General features: G+C 65.0%; 20 protein-coding genes. 4 read left to right on the top strand and 16 right to left on the bottom strand.

The features are described 5' to 3' along the window. The first annotated feature begins 51 nt into the window (after positions 1 to 51). Positions 52 to 336, top strand: coding sequence for a hypothetical protein (locus tag CWS35_RS39130; protein ID WP_157817242.1), 285 nt, complete (start codon positions 52 to 54; stop codon positions 334 to 336). A gap of 1 nt (position 337) precedes the next feature. Then, entirely contained in the window at positions 338 to 1315 is a 978-nt protein-coding gene (locus tag CWS35_RS27470) for a class I SAM-dependent methyltransferase (protein ID WP_157817241.1), read from the top strand. Between the two features lie 269 nt (positions 1316 to 1584). Here the strand turns inward: CWS35_RS27470 and CWS35_RS27465 are convergent, their stop codons facing one another. Then, complete coding sequence (locus tag CWS35_RS27465) at positions 1585 to 2442, bottom strand: winged helix-turn-helix domain-containing protein (RefSeq protein WP_157817240.1); 858 nt, start codon at positions 2440 to 2442, stop codon at positions 1585 to 1587. A 6-nt stretch (positions 2443 to 2448) separates the two neighbouring features. Beyond that, positions 2449 to 2775, bottom strand: coding sequence for a hypothetical protein (locus tag CWS35_RS27460; protein ID WP_100954854.1), 327 nt, complete (start codon positions 2773 to 2775; stop codon positions 2449 to 2451). 186 nt (positions 2776 to 2961) lie between these two features. Here CWS35_RS27460 and CWS35_RS27455 point away from each other — a divergent pair, with 186 nt between their 5' ends. Continuing rightward, entirely contained in the window at positions 2962 to 3234 is a 273-nt protein-coding gene (locus tag CWS35_RS27455) for a hypothetical protein (protein ID WP_100954853.1), read from the top strand. A gap of 45 nt (positions 3235 to 3279) precedes the next feature. Here CWS35_RS27455 and CWS35_RS27450 read toward each other — a convergent pair whose 3' ends face one another. The 11 genes from CWS35_RS27450 to trbB are packed head-to-tail and all read right to left on the bottom strand — an operon-like array spanning position 3280 to position 13079. Then, positions 3280 to 3519 (bottom strand): DUF2274 domain-containing protein, encoded by a 240-nt coding sequence (locus CWS35_RS27450; protein ID WP_100954852.1) that lies wholly within the window; start codon positions 3517 to 3519, stop codon positions 3280 to 3282. Between the two features lies 1 nt (position 3520). Next, positions 3521 to 4780 (bottom strand): TrbI/VirB10 family protein, encoded by a 1260-nt coding sequence (locus CWS35_RS27445; protein ID WP_371682803.1) that lies wholly within the window; start codon positions 4778 to 4780, stop codon positions 3521 to 3523. Further along, positions 4777 to 5829, bottom strand: coding sequence for a P-type conjugative transfer protein TrbG (trbG, locus tag CWS35_RS27440; protein ID WP_100954851.1), 1053 nt, complete (start codon positions 5827 to 5829; stop codon positions 4777 to 4779). Before trbG ends, CWS35_RS27445 begins: the two co-directional genes overlap by 4 nt. After that, positions 5826 to 6509, bottom strand: coding sequence for a conjugal transfer protein TrbF (trbF, locus tag CWS35_RS27435; RefSeq protein WP_100954850.1), 684 nt, complete (start codon positions 6507 to 6509; stop codon positions 5826 to 5828). Before trbF ends, trbG begins: the two co-directional genes overlap by 4 nt. A 2-nt stretch (positions 6510 to 6511) precedes the next feature. After that, complete coding sequence (trbL, locus tag CWS35_RS27430; protein WP_100954849.1) at positions 6512 to 7858, bottom strand: P-type conjugative transfer protein TrbL; 1347 nt, start codon at positions 7856 to 7858, stop codon at positions 6512 to 6514. A gap of 1 nt (position 7859) precedes the next feature. Next, positions 7860 to 8261 carry a putative entry exclusion protein TrbK-alt gene (trbK-alt, locus tag CWS35_RS27425; protein WP_100954848.1) on the bottom strand — a complete coding sequence of 134 codons (402 nt, stop codon included), beginning with the start codon at positions 8259 to 8261 and terminating at the stop codon, positions 7860 to 7862. A 10-nt stretch (positions 8262 to 8271) separates the two neighbouring features. Beyond that, entirely contained in the window at positions 8272 to 9033 is a 762-nt protein-coding gene (gene trbJ, locus CWS35_RS27420; protein WP_100954847.1) for a P-type conjugative transfer protein TrbJ, read from the bottom strand. Further along, positions 9030 to 11468, bottom strand: coding sequence for a conjugal transfer protein TrbE (gene trbE / locus CWS35_RS27415; protein ID WP_100954846.1), 2439 nt, complete (start codon positions 11466 to 11468; stop codon positions 9030 to 9032). Before trbE ends, trbJ begins: the two co-directional genes overlap by 4 nt. A gap of 14 nt (positions 11469 to 11482) precedes the next feature. Continuing rightward, entirely contained in the window at positions 11483 to 11764 is a 282-nt protein-coding gene (locus tag CWS35_RS27410) for a VirB3 family type IV secretion system protein (RefSeq protein ID WP_100954845.1), read from the bottom strand. Then, positions 11764 to 12096, bottom strand: a complete 333-nt coding sequence (locus CWS35_RS27405; RefSeq protein ID WP_100954844.1) for a TrbC/VirB2 family protein — start codon at positions 12094 to 12096, stop codon at positions 11764 to 11766. The genes CWS35_RS27410 and CWS35_RS27405 overlap by 1 nt, the downstream gene beginning before the upstream one ends. Then, on the bottom strand, positions 12093 to 13079 hold the full coding sequence (trbB, locus tag CWS35_RS27400) for a P-type conjugative transfer ATPase TrbB (protein ID WP_100954843.1): 987 nt from the start codon (positions 13077 to 13079) through the stop codon (positions 12093 to 12095). The genes CWS35_RS27405 and trbB overlap by 4 nt, the downstream gene beginning before the upstream one ends. A gap of 165 nt (positions 13080 to 13244) precedes the next feature. Between trbB and CWS35_RS27395 the strand changes: the two genes are divergently transcribed. Then, on the top strand, positions 13245 to 13724 hold the full coding sequence (locus tag CWS35_RS27395) for an SRPBCC family protein (RefSeq protein ID WP_100954842.1): 480 nt from the start codon (positions 13245 to 13247) through the stop codon (positions 13722 to 13724). 36 nt (positions 13725 to 13760) lie between these two features. On the opposite strand, the gene CWS35_RS27390 is transcribed toward CWS35_RS27395, so the two are convergent. Genes CWS35_RS27390 through CWS35_RS27380 form a run of 3 tightly spaced genes read right to left on the bottom strand, consistent with a single transcriptional unit; the run spans position 13761 to position 17949 of the window. Further along, entirely contained in the window at positions 13761 to 14192 is a 432-nt protein-coding gene (locus CWS35_RS27390; protein ID WP_100954841.1) for a ribbon-helix-helix protein, CopG family, read from the bottom strand. Positions 14193 to 14199: 7 nt separating this feature from the next. Further along, positions 14200 to 16188 carry a conjugal transfer protein TraG gene (locus CWS35_RS27385; protein WP_100954840.1) on the bottom strand — a complete coding sequence of 663 codons (1989 nt, stop codon included), beginning with the start codon at positions 16186 to 16188 and terminating at the stop codon, positions 14200 to 14202. 24 nt (positions 16189 to 16212) lie between these two features. Further along, positions 16213 to 17949 (bottom strand): VirD2 family relaxase/mobilization nuclease, encoded by a 1737-nt coding sequence (locus CWS35_RS27380; RefSeq protein WP_100956711.1) that lies wholly within the window; start codon positions 17947 to 17949, stop codon positions 16213 to 16215. Between the last annotated feature and the right edge of the window lie 350 nt (positions 17950 to 18299).

Here is an 18299-nt window from a genome sequence, read left to right as displayed (position 1 = left end):
GCGCCGCCCAGCGAGGCGCACATGATCACTCACAAGCAAAGGAGATGGAGTATGACCTCCGACGAGTCCGATGACCCTGACGACGGGTCACAGCAGCTTTTTTTCATGGCCCCCGATCATCTGGGCCATTGGGTTGTTCAAGACCAGTCCTGCAGCCGATCAGGTTATTTCATCAATCGGGAATGGGCGCGAAAATTCGCGCTCTCCGAAAATGGGCGTCGCCCTGACCTGATCGTCGAGCTTCCTCAAGCCAGCGCCCTCATTTTTCGGCAGGCCAGCTTCCATGGCAGCAATGCGTCGAAGAGCAGAGCGCCCGCCTATCGGAAGGCGGCCTGAAATGCTCGCAATCAGCAAAGAAGTTCGCACGTCGCCTGTGGCTAAAGCCTATGACCTGTCCGGCGCCATCTATGGCAGCTATGCGGACGGCGATACGTCGGATCTGTTCCGCTTTAGCGGCCCGCACGCCTACGCGGACCATCAGGTCTGGACATGCATCATGGCCAGGCTGTGCGAGATACGCCTGTCAGGGACAACCTCCCTCAGCGTTCTCGACGCCGGGTGCGGCCCCGGCACATGGCTAAAGCGCCTGGTGATCAACGCCAGGGAAATGGGCTTCGTCGAGATCTCGGCCCGCGGATTCGATGTCTCCGCCGAGCAGATCCAGCAAGCCCGAGTGAATTGCCGCGGCCTCTCGTCTCTACCCGGCGTCAGGCTGGAATTCACGGTCGGCGACCTCACGCATCCCCTTCCCGAGGCGGACAACAGCGTCGACCTTACGCTGTGCCTCTACAGCGTGCTCAGCCACATCCCTCTCGCGGAGCTCCCGTCGGTCGCAAGGGAACTCGGGCGCGTCACCCGCGGCAGTTTCATCACGACCGTCCGGCCGGTCGGGAGCATGGCGTCCGGACTTGTCGCCGCAATCAGCGACGTGCGCCGGCTTCGCCACGACCAGCGGCGGAATTGGTGCGAGGTGGAGCTGGCTGACGGCTGCCGCGTGGCATTCAGCTTCCACCTCTTCTCGACCGACGAACTGGCTTCCCTCTTCAAGGGCATCTTCGAGATCGAGGCGCTTGAAGGATTAGATTTCTTTCATGGGCGCTTCGCAGCAGACCCTCGGTGGAATCCACCTGGCCAAGACCTTCCCCAGGCGCTCGCGCTGGAGCTTGCCAAAATGGAGAAGCACCTCTCAGCGAGTCGCGAATACAACGACAACGCCAATCAACTGCTGCTGATCGGCCGCAAGGTGGCGACCGTCCGTCAAACGGATAATCAACGGCGACCAAAGCTGACGCTGCGCTCGGCGAGACAGCGCTAAAGGTTCTTTACGGAAGCGATCGGGGACCTAGCTAGGCATTCTTGTCTTCTTCGTCGTAGTCGGCGCGCTGATGGCCGCCGCATGGCTTTGCGGGTTGGCCGAGGCCAAGCCGCCGATCGACCCGACGATTGGGTTCCGCGATCCTGAGCGGTATTGGTAACTGCATCGCGGAACGCATCTCGACCCCCGCAGACGGCTGAGGGGAGTGACCGTAACAAAGCTCGTTCAGTCACGGAGGGCGGCGCCGGCCCCTCGCATTGACGGGGGGCCTATGTGCTGAGCAGGCGGTATCCGACGCACCGCTCGGTCTTCAAGAGACGCTGATCGTCAGAACGCTCGTTCAGCTTGCGCCGGAGACCCTGGATGACTTGCCGTAGCGCAACGCGACGCGCATTGGAGGAAGTCCCCCAAACGCTTTTCTCCAGATCGCAGAAACGCGAAACGCCGCCGCGGCTTTGCGCCAAGGCCCAGAGCGTCCGGTATTCAACCGGTGTCAGCGCGATCTCACGGCCCCTCACTTGAACGCGAGGCCGGTAAAGGTGGAGACGGACAGCGGCTTCGCCGCCTGGGATAATTAGGCCACGCTGCCGCCAGACGGAGCGGAACAGCAGTCCGGAACGCGCGATCAGGTCCGATTCCAGGAAGGGCGCTTCGAGACAATCGATCCCAGAGTCGATCGCCTTGGCAATGGTGTCTGAATTGCCGCTCTGAAAAGCGAACAGCATGGCCAGATCGGGACGCACCCCAAGGAGGGAAGCGCACCATGGCAGCTCCGCTGGGTCGCCCGACACCACAGCGACATCGTATTCGCGTTCGGCGAGCGGGTCCAACACCGCCTGTGGTTCGGTGAAGCCGGTCGCCATGCATCCAGCACGTTGTAGAATGCGTGTGATATAGCGCCGGCTAGCTGCGTCAGAGGCGATAACCGCGATCGCTCCATAGCCGTCCAGGGCCACCTGCGGCCACTGGCGCACGACGCGCTCGTCCTCGAGCGCTCCGCTTTGCAAAGCGACGATGGGATCAACCGCGGATGCGGACGCTATCGTCCTGTTGGTCGGGGATCGAGCAGGGCGAAGCTCAAGGCTGACGTCGCCAGATCTGATGTGCGACATCGGCTGTGACTGCATGTGCATTTACGCCATTACCCTAAGCACGACCGAACTGATCAGCATTAAAAGGAGCATGGCGACGCCGTGATCCCAGACGCACAGGCGGGCGGGAGGAATTGGATTGCGTTTCCAGAGCGCGACGCCGAATACGAGCGCCGCCGAAAACCCGAACATGAGATGGATTAGCGATACGAAGAGTAACGGTCGGTGCTGGTCAATGACCAGTGTAGGAGAGCAAAATAGAACGATGAAGCCGACCTGACCTCCGAACAGCCGTAAATGTTTACGCGAGCGTTCATCGGGATCGCGTAGCACGCTGAGCCAACGACCAAGACCGTCCTCGAGCCGCATGGGCGGACGGTTAACATGGCCGGTGTTAGGGTGGCGCAATGTTTGGGGGCGTCCTGTAAGAACCTTGTAGTGATCGCTTCACCGACCTACCGAAGCGCGCCCCCTCGCTGCGGCGTAAATTTGATGCGGTCTTTATTCGGAAGTCGATAGACACAGAAAAAATGATCGAGATCGACCGACCGAATCATGCCGTCCCGCCTCAATGCCGAATCGCGCTTGGCGATCCGTCGCTTCTGCACGAAACTCGCGATTTCGGCCGTAATCGGTACATACGGCAAGGCCGGCTATCTCACGGCCGTCTCCTTCTGGATCGGCCTTTATTCCGCGTGTTGCGTGGCCTTCGCGCTGATGCTCAAGGAACGCTTTTTTCAGAGGGACGGATTCAACCATTGGGACGAAGCATTGTGGCTATCGCTTGTGGCGCTAGGGCTGCATATCGTTGGTGCTCTCGCACGTTAGCGGCGCAGCGAGTGTTTGTTCGTTCGCCGCAACCCGGCCAAAGAATCAGCTATCGACCTTCGAGGGTCCAATAAACCGTCGCGTCTTTGCGAAACCTCGATCCGTTTCGATAAAGCGTTGCAACATGGGCACGATCAATCGCAAGGGGTCGGCCGGGGGATGATTGGTCTCACGGCCGAGAATTTCGGCATATGCCGCAAGGTCGCGATGAAGGCTAGCTGGCAGCTCCAGCGTGACCTTCACCGGCTTATCGTCGGCGATTGGGCCGAGCTTCAGCTTCGTCATGTCAGCTCCCATAAGGTTCGAGCATTAGATCGCGCGTAAGGATGACGCGGACGGGGAAACCCGGCCGGATTGTGAGCGTCGGCGCTATATTGAGTTGGCGCTGGACAATCTGCTGGCCGGTCTGGTTGATGCTGTCAGACGCGCCATTGCGGAGCGCACGGATGATGTCGCTCTCCTGTCCGGATGTGCCGGCCTCGGCGCCGACACTGAGGAGAGTGGAAAGCGCTGCGGCCTTGAACAGTTCGCCCCAATGGTAGTCCACACCGTCCTCAAGGCCGGCATAGCCCTCTGAGTCGGCGCCGGGTTGACGCTCCAAGACAATGGAGCGGCCGTTGGGGAAGATCAGGCGGTTCCAGACGAGGAGAATGCGTCGCTGACCGAAGGCGATCCCGCTGTCATATTGTCCGATGAGGCGGGTGCCCTGGGGCACGAGCAGGATCTTGCCGGTCGGGCTGTCATAGACGTTTTCGGTCACCTGCGCGGTGATTTGGCCTGGGAGATCGGAGCGGATGCCGGTGATGAGCGCGGCCGCGATGACCGCGCCGGCCTGTAGCACGTTCTTCGACGCCGGCGCAGCGATGCGATCCGGCGAGACGGTGCGCTTGTCCGGCGCCTGATTGAGGAACGCGAGCTGGCGGTCCTGCGCCGAAGGCGTCGCCGGTTGCGGCGCGAGTCCGAGGCCGGTGAGATCCGATTGCGGCGCGATAGTTGACGCAGTCTGGCCGGCGGTCGCGTTACTCGCGGGCCGCGTTTCCGTGGACGCGAACAGACGCGCGGTCCTCGCTGCTTCCAGCTCCTGCGCGCGGCGCTGTTCCTCCGGGCTGGGTCCTACGGGTCCCGTTGTGGGCGCGCCGATCGCCGGCACGGGGCCGCCATTCTGTGCGTTGAGGATCGGGCGGCCAAGATCGCCGGGGAGCGGCGGGCCGAGCTTCGGCACGCCCGAATAGTCCTTCGGCAGGCCAGCGAGACCGTCAGGTGTCGAGCGATTGTCCGTGGAATAGAGTTCCTGACCCTGGCCTTGATGACGGGTCTGAAGCGCATAGATCAGAGCGCCACCAACACCGAGACTTGCGGCGAGACCCAATCCAGCCAGCACCTTTCGGGAAAGGCGCGTCACCCGCGGCGGCTCGGCGCGTAGCCGCATGGTCGCGGCCGGCTCGCCGGTCAGCGGCCGGGCGCCATCCTCGGCCGGAGTCTCCGGCCCGGCTTCATCCGTCGGCCCCCGACCTTCTTGCTTTTCGGGTTCGAGTTCGTCGCTCACGATGCCGGCCTCCCATCGGTGCGGGAGATGCGGACGCGCTTCTGGCTCTTGCCGGACCCGAAGCGCAGTTCGGCTGCGGCGAACAGGCGGTCGACGATCATATAGTTGCCGCGCACCCGGTAGTTCACCAGTTCGGACGTGTCGCCTTCCGGTCCGACGACGAACAGGGGTGGCATCTCGCCCTGGCCGATTCCGCGTGGAAATTCGATGAACACCTGTCTCCCGTCATCGAAGGCGCGCAGCGGCCGCCACGGCGCGCGGTCGCCCGTCACCTCGTAGCGGAAATTGACACGGGCGAGATCGATGCCGTTTGACACCGGCTGCGCGGCTTCGGCTTGCTGGTTCTGCCGGCGTAGCGCGATGAGCTGGTCTTGAGGATATTGCCAGGATACCGACGCCATGTAGGTCGAGGGCGTAGCGCGCAGCTCCATGTGATAGGTGCGCCGGTCGGTGTTGATGACGAGATTGGTCATCAGCTCGGCGCGCGTCGGCTTCACGAGGATATGGACCTGCTTGGCCGCGCCAACACCGCTCTCGGTGTCGCCGATGATCCAACGCACCGTGTCGCCAGCAGCGACGGGACCGGAGCCGACGAGCTGCTCGCCGGGCTGAAGCGCGATGTCGGTGATTTGCCCCGGCGAGGCGTAGACCTGATAGAGCGCGCCATCGACGAAGGGATAAACCTGCATCGAATTGATAAAGCCGTTGCGCACCGGCTGGACGCGCGCGGCGGCGTTGGCCTGGTTGACGCGCGCGGCCGGATCGGTCGGTTCCGGCTCGGGCTTGCCGTCCTTGTCGACGGGCTTCAACTGGCCGGGCAGCGGGAGTGGCTTCGGTAGCTCCACGACCCGCACGGGTTTCGGCGGATCGGCGGCGATGACGGCGGGCGCGGCATCGTCATAGGAAATCTCGGGCGGTGGCGTGTGTCCGGCACAGCCCGCCAGCGCCGACGTGCAAAGCAGGAGAAGCGGCAAGCCGGATTTACGGAAACCCGGAACGGCACGGTTGAGGAAAGCCGGCCTCCCGGCTTTGCGGAAGGTCGGTGTCATTGTCCAAGCTCCTTCGACCAATTGATGGCGTTGATGTAGATTCCGAGGGGATTCTTCCGCAGCGTGTCGGCGTCGCGAGGGGGCTGCACGACAACGGTGAGGATGGCGGACCAGCGCTCGGTGGAAGCCAGCGAGCCATCCTGATAGCGGCGCTCGATCCAGGCGATGCGGAAGCTCGATGGCGAGGCGCGGATGACCGACGACACCTCGATCGCGATCTGCTGCTTGCCGACTTTGGTGAAGGGGTCGTTGGCGCGAGCATAGTCGTTGAGTGCGAGCGCGCCGCCCTGTGTCGTGAAGTCGTAGGCGCGCAGCCAGTTCTGCCGCACGATGATGGCATCGGATGGGATCGAGCGGACCTGCTCGATGAAGCGCGCGAGGTAGAAGGCGATTTGCGGGTCGTTCGGCTGGTAGTCTGCGGTCGCCGGCGCGACCGCCTGCGCCTGACCGAGCCGGTCGACCTGCACCACCCAGGGCACGATCGAGCCGTTGGCCGACTGCCAGACCAGCGCGGCCGAAAGCCCGCCCGCGAGCGCCAGCGAGCCGAAAGCCATGTAGCGCCAGTTGCGGGCCTGAACGCGGGCGGAGCCGATACGATCGTCCCAGACCTGAGCGGCGCGCTGATAGGGCGTCTCGGGCTGGGGGGCTTTGCCGTAATGCGTGGAAGGTCGTTTGAACATGGTCAGTCGCTTTCGGAGAGGTTGACGGAGGAGCCGCCGCCATGACTGTCGCCGCTGCGAACGGCGTGAGCGGCGGCCTGAACGCCATGGGTCATCTGTTGCGAGCGCTTCATGCGCTTCGCCCAGGCCGGCGGGCTGTCGGTGGCGGACGAGGATGCGACGGAAGCGTTGGCCTCGCCCGCCACTGGGGCGGATGCCCCTGTGGCGATCCCGGTCGCGGCCTGGCTACCGCCTTGGTAGCTCTGCTTCAGGCTGTCGGCGGCGCGGCCGGCAGCGCGTTTCAGCGGCGAGACAGCGGCCTTCGCGCCCGTGTTGGTGACATTGCCGAGTCCAGATGCGACGGCCGAGGCGCCTGACTGTCCGGCGGCGCCAAGGCTGTAGGCCGTGGAGGCCCCGCCCGCGATCGCGGCCCCGCCACGAGCTGCGGCGGCAGCGCCTCCTGCCAGTGCCGCACCCCCAGAGGCGACTGCGCCGACCGTGGCGGCGCCAGCGGCAACCATACCGCCGGCGGCAAGCCCGGTTCCGACCGCCGCACCCGCACCGAGCTGCGGGCCGCCAGAGACGAGGCCATTGGCGATACCGGGACCGAAGATGCCGAGGCCGAGAAGAGAAAGTGCGGCCAGCACGATCGCCATTGCGTCGTCGATCGACGGCGTATTGCCGCCGAAGCCGGCGGTGAACTCGGAGAACAGCGTCGAGCCGATGCCGATGATGACGGCGAGCACCAGCACCTTGATGCCAGAGGAGATGACGTTGCCAAGCACCCGTTCGGCCATGAAGGCGGACTTGCCGAACAGACCAAACGGGATCAGCACGAAGCCTGCGAGCGTCGTCAGCTTGAATTCGATCAGAGTGACGAAGAGCTGGATGGCGAGGATGAAAAAGGCGAGCAGCACCAGCGCCCAGGCAAAGAACATGCAGGCGATCTGGATGAAGTTCTCGAAGAAGGACCAATAGCCCATCAGGCCGGAGATGGAGTCGAGTAGCGGGCGGCCGGCGTCGAGTCCGGTCTGAGCCACCTTTCCCGGACGCAAGAGATCGCTGACGGCGAAGCTTGTGCCCGATGCCTTCAGGCCGAGACCGGCAAAACTCTCGAAGATGATGCGGGCGAGATTGTTCCAGTTGGAGATCAGATAAGCGAAGACGCCGACGAACAGCGTCTTCTTGACGAGGCGCGCCACGATGTCGTCGTCGGCGCCCCATGACCAGAAGAGCGCGGCCACCGTCACGTCGATGACGATCAGCGTCGTGGCGATGAAGCCGACCTCGCCGCCGAGCAGGCCGAAGCCGCCGTCGATGTAGCGCGTGAAGACTTCGAGGAAATGGTCAATGACGCCGGTGCCGCCCATGTCAGCGGCCCTCCGGCCGGGCTGGCTCGGCCTGCATCGCAGGCCCGGTCAGATCCGCCGGCGTGCTTTCCTTGCGGACGGGGTCGGCCGATGCCGGCGCATTCGGAAACAATGTCGTTGGCGAAGCCGGGGCCGACGACACCGCGGGAGCCGATTGGCCAAGGAAGCGGCGGCGGTTCTCGGCCCATGCCCTTAGGCAGCCGGGATCGCGTGTACCGGATTCGCCGATCTCGGAGCAGCGGAGAAGTTCGGCCGCGAGAGGATCTTGCGATACGACAGAACGGCCCTGTGTCGCGAATGCTTCGGGCCGAACGTCCTTCCGATTCATCTCGATCGCGGTCGCCGTGATGGCGACCGCGACGAAGACGATGGCGCCGATGCGAGCGAGGGTCTTGCCGTCCATCGCGCGGGCCTCAGTTGCTGCTATTCGGGAACATGCGGGCGTTGCCGGGCTGGTAGCCCTGGCCCGGCGTCAGGAAGCGACGGCGCTGCTCGCGACCCTGCTCCGCAGCGGCTGCCTGTTCGGCCGATTGCAATGCCTGTGCCCGGCCGTTCGCCGCGACGACGGCTGTGAGATCGGCGAGCTGCTGCGCCTGAAGCGCGAGAAGCTGGTTGCCGGCCTGCGTCGCCTGGAGCGCCCCCGTCGCGCCCTGACTCTGGCCGACCAGCGCGGACATCTGAGCACGATTGGTGTCGATGTTGCCGACGACGCCTGCCTGCACGCGCATGGCGTCCTGCAGGCTGCCGACGGTGTTCTGCCAGCGCGAGCGCGCATCGGCGACGAGTTGCTGATCGGAGGCCGACAGCGACACGTTCCCGTACTTCTGCTGGAATATCCGGTCGATCTGCTGGACATCGTAAGCGATGTTCTGCGCTTGGCTCAGCAACTGCTGCGTCCGCTGCACCGACTGCTGAAGCTGTTGCAGCGACGAGAAAGGCAGGTTCGCCAGATTGCGCGCCTGGTTGATCAGCATCTGCGCTTCGTTCTGAAGCGAGGTGATCTGGTTGGTGATCTGCTGGAGCGAGCGCGCCGCCGTCAGGACATTCTGCGCGTAGTTCGACGGGTCGAACACGATGATGGCGTGCGCGGGCGTCGCCAGCATGGGCGCGAGCGCGACGGGAGCGGTCAGCAGCGCGGCAGCGAACCGCGCTGCGCGAGATTGGCGCAGTTTCATGAGGACTTCTCCTTGTTGATGAGCGTGGGAATGAGGTCGGCCGCCCAACCGACTTCGCGGTGGTTGAGCCAGGCGGCGAGAAAGCCATCGCGGCCATGCTCGGCGACGATGCGCGCGATTGCGGCCTGGTCGGTCTTCGACGACGCGGCGCAGAGGGCGAGCGCGACGTCGGACAGGCCGAGTTCGAACACGCGGTTGCCGCGCCGGGACTGGCAGTAGTAGTCGCGCTTGGGCATGGCCCGCGCGATGATCTCGATCTGGCGATCGTTGAGACCGAAGCGCCGATAGATCGCGGTGATCTGCGGCTCAATCGCGCGCTCATTAGGGAGAAGGAGCCGGGTCTGGCAGCTCTCGATGATCGCCGGCGCGATCGCCGAGCCGTCGATGTCCGACAGCGACTGCGTAGCGAAGATGACGCTCGCGTTCTTCTTGCGCAGGGTCTTGAGCCACTCGCGGAGCTGTCCGGCGAAACCATCGTCGTCGAGCGCAAGCCAGCCTTCATCGATGATGATCAGTGTCGGCGCGCCATCGAGACGATCATCGATGCGATGGAAGAGATAGGCGAGCACGGCGGGCGCGGCGCCGGTACCGATCAGTCCTTCGGTCTCGAACGCCTGGACCGAGGCCGAGCCGAGATATTCATGCTCGGCGTCGAGCAACCGGCCATAGGGGCCGCCCACACAATGGGGACGCAGCGCCTGCTTCAGATCGTTCGACTGGAGCAGCACGGCGAGGCCCGTAAGGGTGCGCTCCTCGACCGGGGCGCTGGCGAGCGAGGTCAGCGCCGTCCAGAGATGCTCTTTCACCTCTGGCGTAATCGTCACGCCTTCGCGGATCAGGATGGCGACCAGCCAGTCGGCGGCCCAGGCCCGCTCGGGCACGTCTTGGATGCGCGCGAGCGGCTGAAGGCTTACGCTGTCGGATGCGCCGTCGCTGAGATCGCCGCCGAGGTCGTGCCAGTCGCCGCCCATGGCGAGCGCGGCCGCGCGGATCGATCCGCCGAAATCGAAGGCGACGATCTGCGAACGCGCGTAGCGTCGGAACTGAAGCGCCATCAGCGCCAACAGCACGGACTTGCCCGCGCCGGTCGGGCCGACGATCAGCGTATGGCCGACATCGCCGACATGAAGGGATAACCGAAACGGGGTCGAGCCTTCGGTCTTGCCGAAGAGCAGTGGGGGCGCTGCAAAATGCTCGTCCCGTTCCGGTCCCGCCCATACCGCCGAGAGCGGGATCATGTGGGCGAGATTGAGCGTGGAGATCGGCGGCTGCCGAACATTGGCGTAGACGTGGCCCGGCAGCGATCCGAGCCAGGCATCGACCGCGTTCACCGTCTCCACCATGGCGGTGAAGTCGCGGCCCTGGATGACCTTCTCGACCAGCCGCAGCTTCTCGTCGGCGGCGCGCGGATCGGCGTCCCACACCGTCACTGTCGCGGTGACATAGGCCATGCCGGCATAGTCGGCGCCGAGTTCCTGCAGCGCCATGTCGGTATCGGCCGCCTTGTTCGCCGCATCGGTGTCGACGAGGACGGACGCCTCGTTGGTCATCACTTCCTTGAGGATCGCGGCGATCGATTTGCGCTTGGCGAACCATTGCCGGCGGATCTTGGTCAGCAGCTTCGTTGCGTCGGTCTTGTCGAGCAGGATGGCGCGGGTCGACCAACGATAGGGAAAGGCGAGCCGGTTCAGCTCGTCGAGCAGGCCGGGCGTCGTGGCGTTGGGGAATCCGGTGATCGTCAGAATGCGAACATGCTGATCGCCAAGCCGCGGTTCGAGCCCACCGGCGAGCGGCTGATCGGCGAGCAGCGCATCGAGGTAGATCGGTGTCTCGGGAACGCGGACGCGATGGCGCTTGGTCGAGACGCATCCGTGCAGATAGGTCAGGGTTTCGGCATCATCGAGCCAGCGGCATTCCGGCATGAAGGCTTCGACCAGGCGCAGGATGCGGTCGGTGCGATCGGCAAAGCCGGTCAGCGTCTCGCGCGGGTCGATGCCCGACGTCTCGCGGCCCTCGTAGAGCCAGGTTTCGGCGCGGGCGGCATCCTCGGCCGGCGGGAGCCAGGCGAACGTCAGGAAGTAGCTGGACTCGAAGTGTGCGCCGGCTTCCTCGAAATCGGCCTTGCGCTCGGCATCGACCAGGGCGGAGGCCGCATCGGGGAATTTGCTGTCGGGATAGCGGTTCGAGGGATGGCGCTGCGCCTCGACGAAGATCGCCCAGCCGGAGCCGAGACGGCGGAAAGCATTGTTGAGGCGGCCAGCGACCGCGACCAGCTCGGCCGGGACGGCCGAGTCCAGATCGGGGCCACGAAACCGCGCTGTGCGCTGGAAGCTGCCGTCCTTGTTGAGGACGAGGCCGGCGCCGACCAGCGCGACCCAGGGCAGGAAGTCGGCGAGCCGGCTGTTGCGGTTGCGATATTCGGCGAGGTTCATCACGGCGACGCCCTCCCTCAGACCGAAAGGTGCGCGGGAATGCGCAGATGGCGCCGCACCACGTCGACGAAGAGCGGATCGCGCTTCGCCGCCCAGACGGCCGCGACATGGCCGATCGCCCAGATTGCGATCCCGACGAGCCAGAGGCGGAGGCCCAAGCCGACTGCGCCCGCAAGCGTCCCGTTCATGATGGCGATGGCGCGCGGGGCGCCGCCGAGCAGAATCGGCTCGGTCAGCGCCCGATGGACCGCGACCGTGAAGCCCGGCACCTCGCCGGCCTGATCCGCGATGCCCGCCATCAGACGAGCGCTCCGCCGCCGAACGAGAAGAAGGACAGGAAGAAGCTCGACGCCGCGAAGGCGATCGAGAGACCGAACACGATCTGGATCAGGCGGCGGAAGCCGCCCGACGTGTCGCCGAACGCCAGCGTCAGGCCGGTGACGATGATGATGATCACCGCGATGATCTTGGCGACGGGACCTTCGATCGACTGGAGGATCTGCTGGAGCGGCTGCTCCCACGGCATGGAAGAGCCGGAAGCATGGGCGGCCGGCGCGATCGCCACGCTGATGACAACGGCCGACGCCGTCATCATCAGGCGGCGAGGCAATGTGCGGACATGCGAGATCATGCGGATTCTCCTTCGTTGGGCTTCGAGGTGATGGGGGTGACGCGGTAGTCGCCGTCGGGACCGAGCCCCTCGACACGGGCGAGTTCGGCGAGCCGGCGCGCGGAACCGCGGCCCGAGAGGACCGCGACGAGATCGATCGTCTCGGCGATCAGCGCGCGCGGGACGGTGACGACAGCTTCCTGGATGAGCTGCTCGAGGCGGCGCAGCGCGCCGATGGCGCTGCCGGCGTGAATGGTCCCGACGCCGCCGGGGTGGCCAGTGCCCCAGGCCTTCAGCAGGTCGAGCGCCTCCGCGCCGCGCACCTCGCCGACCGGAATGCGGTCGGGGCGAAGGCGCAACGACGAGCGCACGAGATCGGAGAGCGAGGCGACCCCATCCTTCGTCCGCATGGCGACGAGGTTCGGCGCCGCGCATTGCAGCTCGCGCGTATCTTCGATGATGACGACGCGATCGGCGGTCTTCGCGACCTCGGCGAGCAGCGCGTTCGTGAGCGTGGTTTTGCCGGTCGATGTGCCGCCGGCGACGAGGATGTTGGCTCGCGCCGCGACGCCTTGGCGGAGCGCCTCAGCCTGCTCCGCGGACATGATGCCGCCCACGACGTAGTCGTCGAGCGTGAACACTGCGACGGCAGGCTTGCGGATCGCGAAGGCGGGCGCGGCGACGACGGGAGGCAACAACCCCTCGAACCGCTCGCCCGTTTCGGGCAGCTCGGCCGAGACACGGGGAGCGCCGGCATGGACCTCGGCGCCGACGTGATGGGCGACGAGGCGAACGATGCGCTCGCCGTCGGCCGCCGACAGCCGCTCGCCCGTGTCGGACAGCCCCTCGGAGAGACGGTCGATCCAAAGCCGCCCATCTGGATTCAGCATCACCTCGACGATGCCGGCGTCGTCGAGATAGCGCGCGATGGCGGGACCTAGCGCGGTGCGCAGCATCCGTGCGCCGCGCGCAAAGCCTTCAGAATTTTGATGAGACGCCGCCATGAAACCCCGATTCAAACGGGGATGAGACAGACCTTCCCCGAACGGGATGATTAAAAGGGCCTGATTTTGGGCCGACTCAACAAGGATTTATCGGCGTCGTAGTGTAGCGTGCAAATACAGGAGAACGGCGGGATCAGAATTTGGAACGCGCGAGGAGAAGGAGGAATGGCCGCAAATCTACAGCAGGGAAGAACCGACTCGGCGACGCGATTCATCGCCGCACCCGCGGACGTGATCTATCGTGCATTTGTCGATCCGACAGCGTGGCCGCAATGGCTTCCGCCTGAAGGCATGACCGGCCAGGTTTACGAATTCGATGCACGACCGGGAGGGAAATACCGGATGGTGCTGACCTATGACGGCGATCACGCGAACGCCGGCAAGACATCGGACGACACCGATATCGTCGAGGGCCGGTTTGCCGAGTTGGTCCCGAATGAGCGCGTCGTGCAGCTCGTGACGTTCGAGTCCGATGACCCACGATTTGCGGGCCAGATGCGGATGATGTGGAGCCTTGCATCGGCAGCGGGTGGGACAGTGGTCTCGATCATCGCCGAGGATGTGCCGACGGGAATAAGCAAAGAAGACCACGATGTTGGGCTTCGTTCGACTCTCGAAAACCTCGCGCGTTATGTCGAAAGATGATCCTGTGCGGATCGACCTTAGATTGGCGGTGAAGTGCTAAGGCTCACCGTCAGAGACGACGTCTTCGGAAATTTCCTGTCGCAGTTTCGGCCCCTTCGCCAGTCGGCGCCCTAAGGCCGTAACGAAGGCCTCGTAGCGCTCTCCGGTCTTTGCACGGGCGGCCTGTGCGGCAGGCTCGGGTAGCGCTGGTGTCGTCGAGAGCCAGAAACGGATGAACACGGCGAGCGTCTCAACTGCAATACCGACATCCCGCTCCAGCCGTGTAATCCGACGATCGAGTTGGTCGAGGCGTTTCGTGACGGCTGCTTCCTGCCGTTCAGCCGCATCGGGCGACAGGAAGGATTCGATGGCCGCCTCGGCAATGAGCGAGCGCGAATGGTCACGCCGCGCGGCATGTTCGGCGAGCCGGCTCATCACACCCGGATCGAGGTAGACGGAGAGACGCTGCTTTCTGGGTGATTTCGACATTGGCGCCTCACAACTCCATGCCGTCGTTCGGATCGAGCGACACCTGCCTTGCCACGCCCTGCATCATCCGTGTCATGCGCCGGTTGCGCGCGGCAACATCGTCATCGTCATCGCGCTCGACATCGATTTCGAATTCGTTCTCGACAGGCGGCTTCTTCTCGACCGGCTTCACGCGGTTCAGCTCGGGTTGCTGCCGGCGTTCCGACTCGGTCGGATCGTCATCGGCGGCATCGGGCACGGACCCGGATTCGAGCAGTGCCGGGCGGGCGGGACGTGGGAGGTTGGTCCAGTCGTCGGGCCGGCCTCTTTCCGGCGCCGCAAGCGACGGCGGCGGCAGGAGACGCTCCTTGAATCGCGCGTCCTCGTAATAGCGCGCCTTCTTCGCGCGTATCGGCGGCGTGCCTGCGACCATGACGATCTCGTCGGCTGGCGGAAGCTGCATGATCTCGCCGGGCGTGAGCAGCGGCCGGGCCGTTTCCGAACGCGACACCATCAAGTGACCGAGCCAGGGCGACAGCCGGTGGCCGGCATAGTTCTTCATGGCCTTCATCTCGGTCGCAGTGCCGAGCGCATCCGACACGCGCTTGGCGGTGCGCTCATCGTTGGTGGCAAAGCTCACGCGAACATGGCAATTGTCGAGGATCGAATTGTTCGCGCCGTAGGCCTTTTCGATCTGGTTGAGCGACTGCGCGATCAGGAAGCTTTTCAGCCCGTAGCCGGCCATGAAAGCCAGGGCGGACTCGAAGAAGTCGAGGCGGCCCAGCGCCGGAAACTCGTCCAGCATCAGCAGCAGCCGATGGCGTCCGGCCTTCGCCTGCAGATCCTCGGTCAGGCGGCGGCCGACCTGATTGAGGATCAGACGGATCAGCGGCTTGGTGCGATTGATGTCGGAGGGCGGCACGACGAGGTAGAGCGTCGTCGGGCGCTTGTCGCCCACGATGTCCGTGATCCGCCAATCGCAGCGCCGCGTCACTTCGGCGACGACCGGGTCGCGATAAAGCCCGAGGAACGACATGGCGGTGGAGAGCACGCCGGAGCGTTCGTTGTCGGATTTGTTCAGCAGTTCGCGCGCCGCGCTCGCGATGACCGGGTGCGGACCGGCTTCGCCCAGATGGGCCGTCTTCATCATGGCGGCCAGCGTCGACTCGATGGGCCGCTTCGGATCGGAGAGGAAGGCGGCGACGCCGGCCAGCGTCTTGTCCTCCTCGGCATAGAGGACGTGGAGGATCGCGCCGACCAGCAAGGCGTGACTGGTCTTTTCCCAGTGGTTGCGCTTTTCGAGCGAACCTTCCGGGTCGACCAGGATGTCGGCGATGTTCTGGACGTCGCGGACCTCCCATTCGCCGCGGCGCACCTCGAGCAGTGGGTTGTACGCCGACGATTTGGCGTTGGTCGGATCGAACAGCAGCACGCGACCATGCTTCGCGCGGAAGCCGGCGGTGAGCTGCCAGTTCTCGCCCTTGATGTCGTGGACGATGGCCGAGCCCGGCCAGGTCAGCAGCGAGGGTACGACCAGGCCGACGCCCTTGCCGGAACGGGTCGGCGCAAAGCACAGCACATGCTCCGGCCCGTCATGGCGCAGATAGGCATGATCGTAGCGTCCCAGCACGACGCCATCGGGACCGAGAAGCCCGGCGGCATCCACCTCCTTCTTTTCGGCCCAGCGCGCCGAGCCATAGGTCTCGACCTTCTTGGCCTCGCGCGCACGCCAGACCGACATGCCGATGGCGACCGCGATCGAGATGAAGCCGCCGGACGCGGCGATGAAGGCGCCCTCGACGAAGATCGACGGCGCATAGGCGTCGAAGCCATACCACCACCAGAAGAAGGCGGGCGGCAGATAGAAGGGAACGCCGAGCAGCCGGAACCACGGCGCACCGAGTTCCGGCTGGAAGGCCAGCCGCCAGGCCACCCATTCGGTGGCGCCCCAGGTCGTGACCAACACGATGGCGAAGATGGTGAGGATCTGGCCCCAGAGGATTTTCGTAGCGGACATAGCGATGCGTCTTTCTGCAGTGGATCAGAGGCCGAGGCCCCGCTTGCGGCCGAAGCTCCAGTCGATGCCGTCATCGCGAGCGACGCCGGAGACATGCTTCCCGAGCTGCTTTTCGAGTGAGGGCGACCAGGGCACGAGCTGGAAGCCGAGGCCGTCGTCCAGCATGGCGAAGCGGCCGGAGGCGAGCGTGAGACGCTGGCGGTAAGTGCCGGCGACATATTCGCCGCTTCCCGCGCGATTGAACGGGCGGCCGGTTTCGGCGGCGAGCTTCTCGCCAACCGCCTCCAGCTCGCGGCGACGCAGCGTGTCGATCAGCCCCCGATTGAAGGTGACGCGCTGTCCGTGCCGCTCGCCGAGGCCTTGTCCGACCAGATGATCGGCGCGGCGATCCATCGCTTCCCGAACCGCGGCGCCGAAGCCGCCCTCGGACAGCGCTGCCGGTTCGCGCGCGATATTCTGCCGGTCGAGCCAGGTCGCACCCGTCGCCGTGATCTGCCGATCGATGTCGAGATCGGAGCGGACGGCGATGGCCACACGCCGCTGCCCCTGCGCGTCATCGAACTTGCGCAGCTCGACGATCGAGCCCGCCGCGCTATCGCCGGCCGCGCCGAGGTCGGGCAGCTTGATGTGATGCGTGCGGCCATCGACGCCGTCGACCACGGCGTAGGCGGTGCCCTTCAGTTCATCGTCGAGCCCGCGATCGACCAGCCGGCCGATGATCGGCGTGTCGAGGCTCTCAGCGGCAAGGACATAGCTGGCCGAGCCGCGCTCGATGCCGCGCTCGGTCAACGCCCGGTGCATCCGCTTGATGATGTCGCCGCGCTCGCCGAGTTCGCGCAGCGTCGCCTCGGCTTTCTCGTCGATCATCCACTGGCCCGGACCGAACTGTTCGGCGAGGCCTAGCGTCTCCAGCTTGCGGAGCCGACCGAGCTTCAGCGCATGGTATTCGTCGGGCCGGGTGCTCGGATCGACCGCCATGTCGATGACGCCGGTTTCACGACTGTCGCGGACGAGCTGACGATCGAGCTGCGTGAAGCGCTCGGACGCCACCTGACGCTCCAGGCTACGCTGGATGTCGAGTTCGGTACGCGGTCCCAGTTCCCGGGTGATGAGATCACGCGCGCGATCCCGCATCCCCTCCTTGATGTAATCGCGGGAGATGACGAGATCCTGTCCGTCGTCGCGCACGCCGCGCACGATAAGATGGACATGGGGATGCTCGGTGTTCCAGTGATCGACGGCCACCCAATCGAGCCTGGTGTCGAGATCCTTTTCCATCTGGCTGACGAGATCGCGGGCGAAGGATCGCAGGTCGGCCATGTCCACCGCGTCGTCGGGCGAGACGATGAATCTGAAATGATGGCGATCGTCCTGACACCGCTCGGCGAAGGCCTTCGGATCGGCGTTATCTCCTCCGGGACCTAAGAGGTGTGCCTTCTCTCCGTCACGGGTCACGCCTTCGCGGCGCAGATAGTTGAGGTGAGTGGCGAGCGGTGCCGAGCGGGCTGAGTGGCGCACGACGCGCGCCTTGATGACAGCGCCGCGAGAGCGGGCGGTGAGCAGACGGTTCGCCTGGATGCTTGCGCGCTGGCCGCGCCCGAAGCGCGAGCGATTGCCAGGCACGATGCGGCCGGATCGCGAGACGCCGGCCCCGGCCTTCTTCGCCGCCGCCAGAGCCTGCGCGATGAAGGGACGCGCCGCCTGCGCGCGCGTCGAGCGGATGCGGCCAGGCCGGATGCGGAAATCACTGTCGCCGGTCATGGCCGATGCCCCGCACATCGCGCCAAGGGACGGAAACCTATGAGAAATCGGCATTGCCGCGAGGTGTGCGAGAATCCCGCACCTCGCGAAATCGCCTCATAACTCCTTGAAAAACCACAACCGACCGAAGCCGCACCTCGCGGCCTTTTATCCTGCCGTCCTATTTGGCTCCCGTTTTCTGCAAGATTTCGCCATCTCCATCTCTCCTTCATAGCAAGTAATCGGGCACTATTCGACGTGGGCTCTTGAACGTCTGCGAAGTGGTTGAGGTTTGATACGCCGTGCAGTCCTCCGGGCTCATCGACGGCGTGTTCGATCCGCATTTGGGCGGCGCGCGAACCGTCGCGGCA

The organism is Bradyrhizobium sp. SK17 (assembly GCF_002831585.1).
Lineage (GTDB): Bacteria > Pseudomonadota > Alphaproteobacteria > Rhizobiales > Xanthobacteraceae > Bradyrhizobium.
Note: the sequence above shows the minus strand (reverse complement) of the source record. Positions and strands in the feature narration are given on the sequence as shown.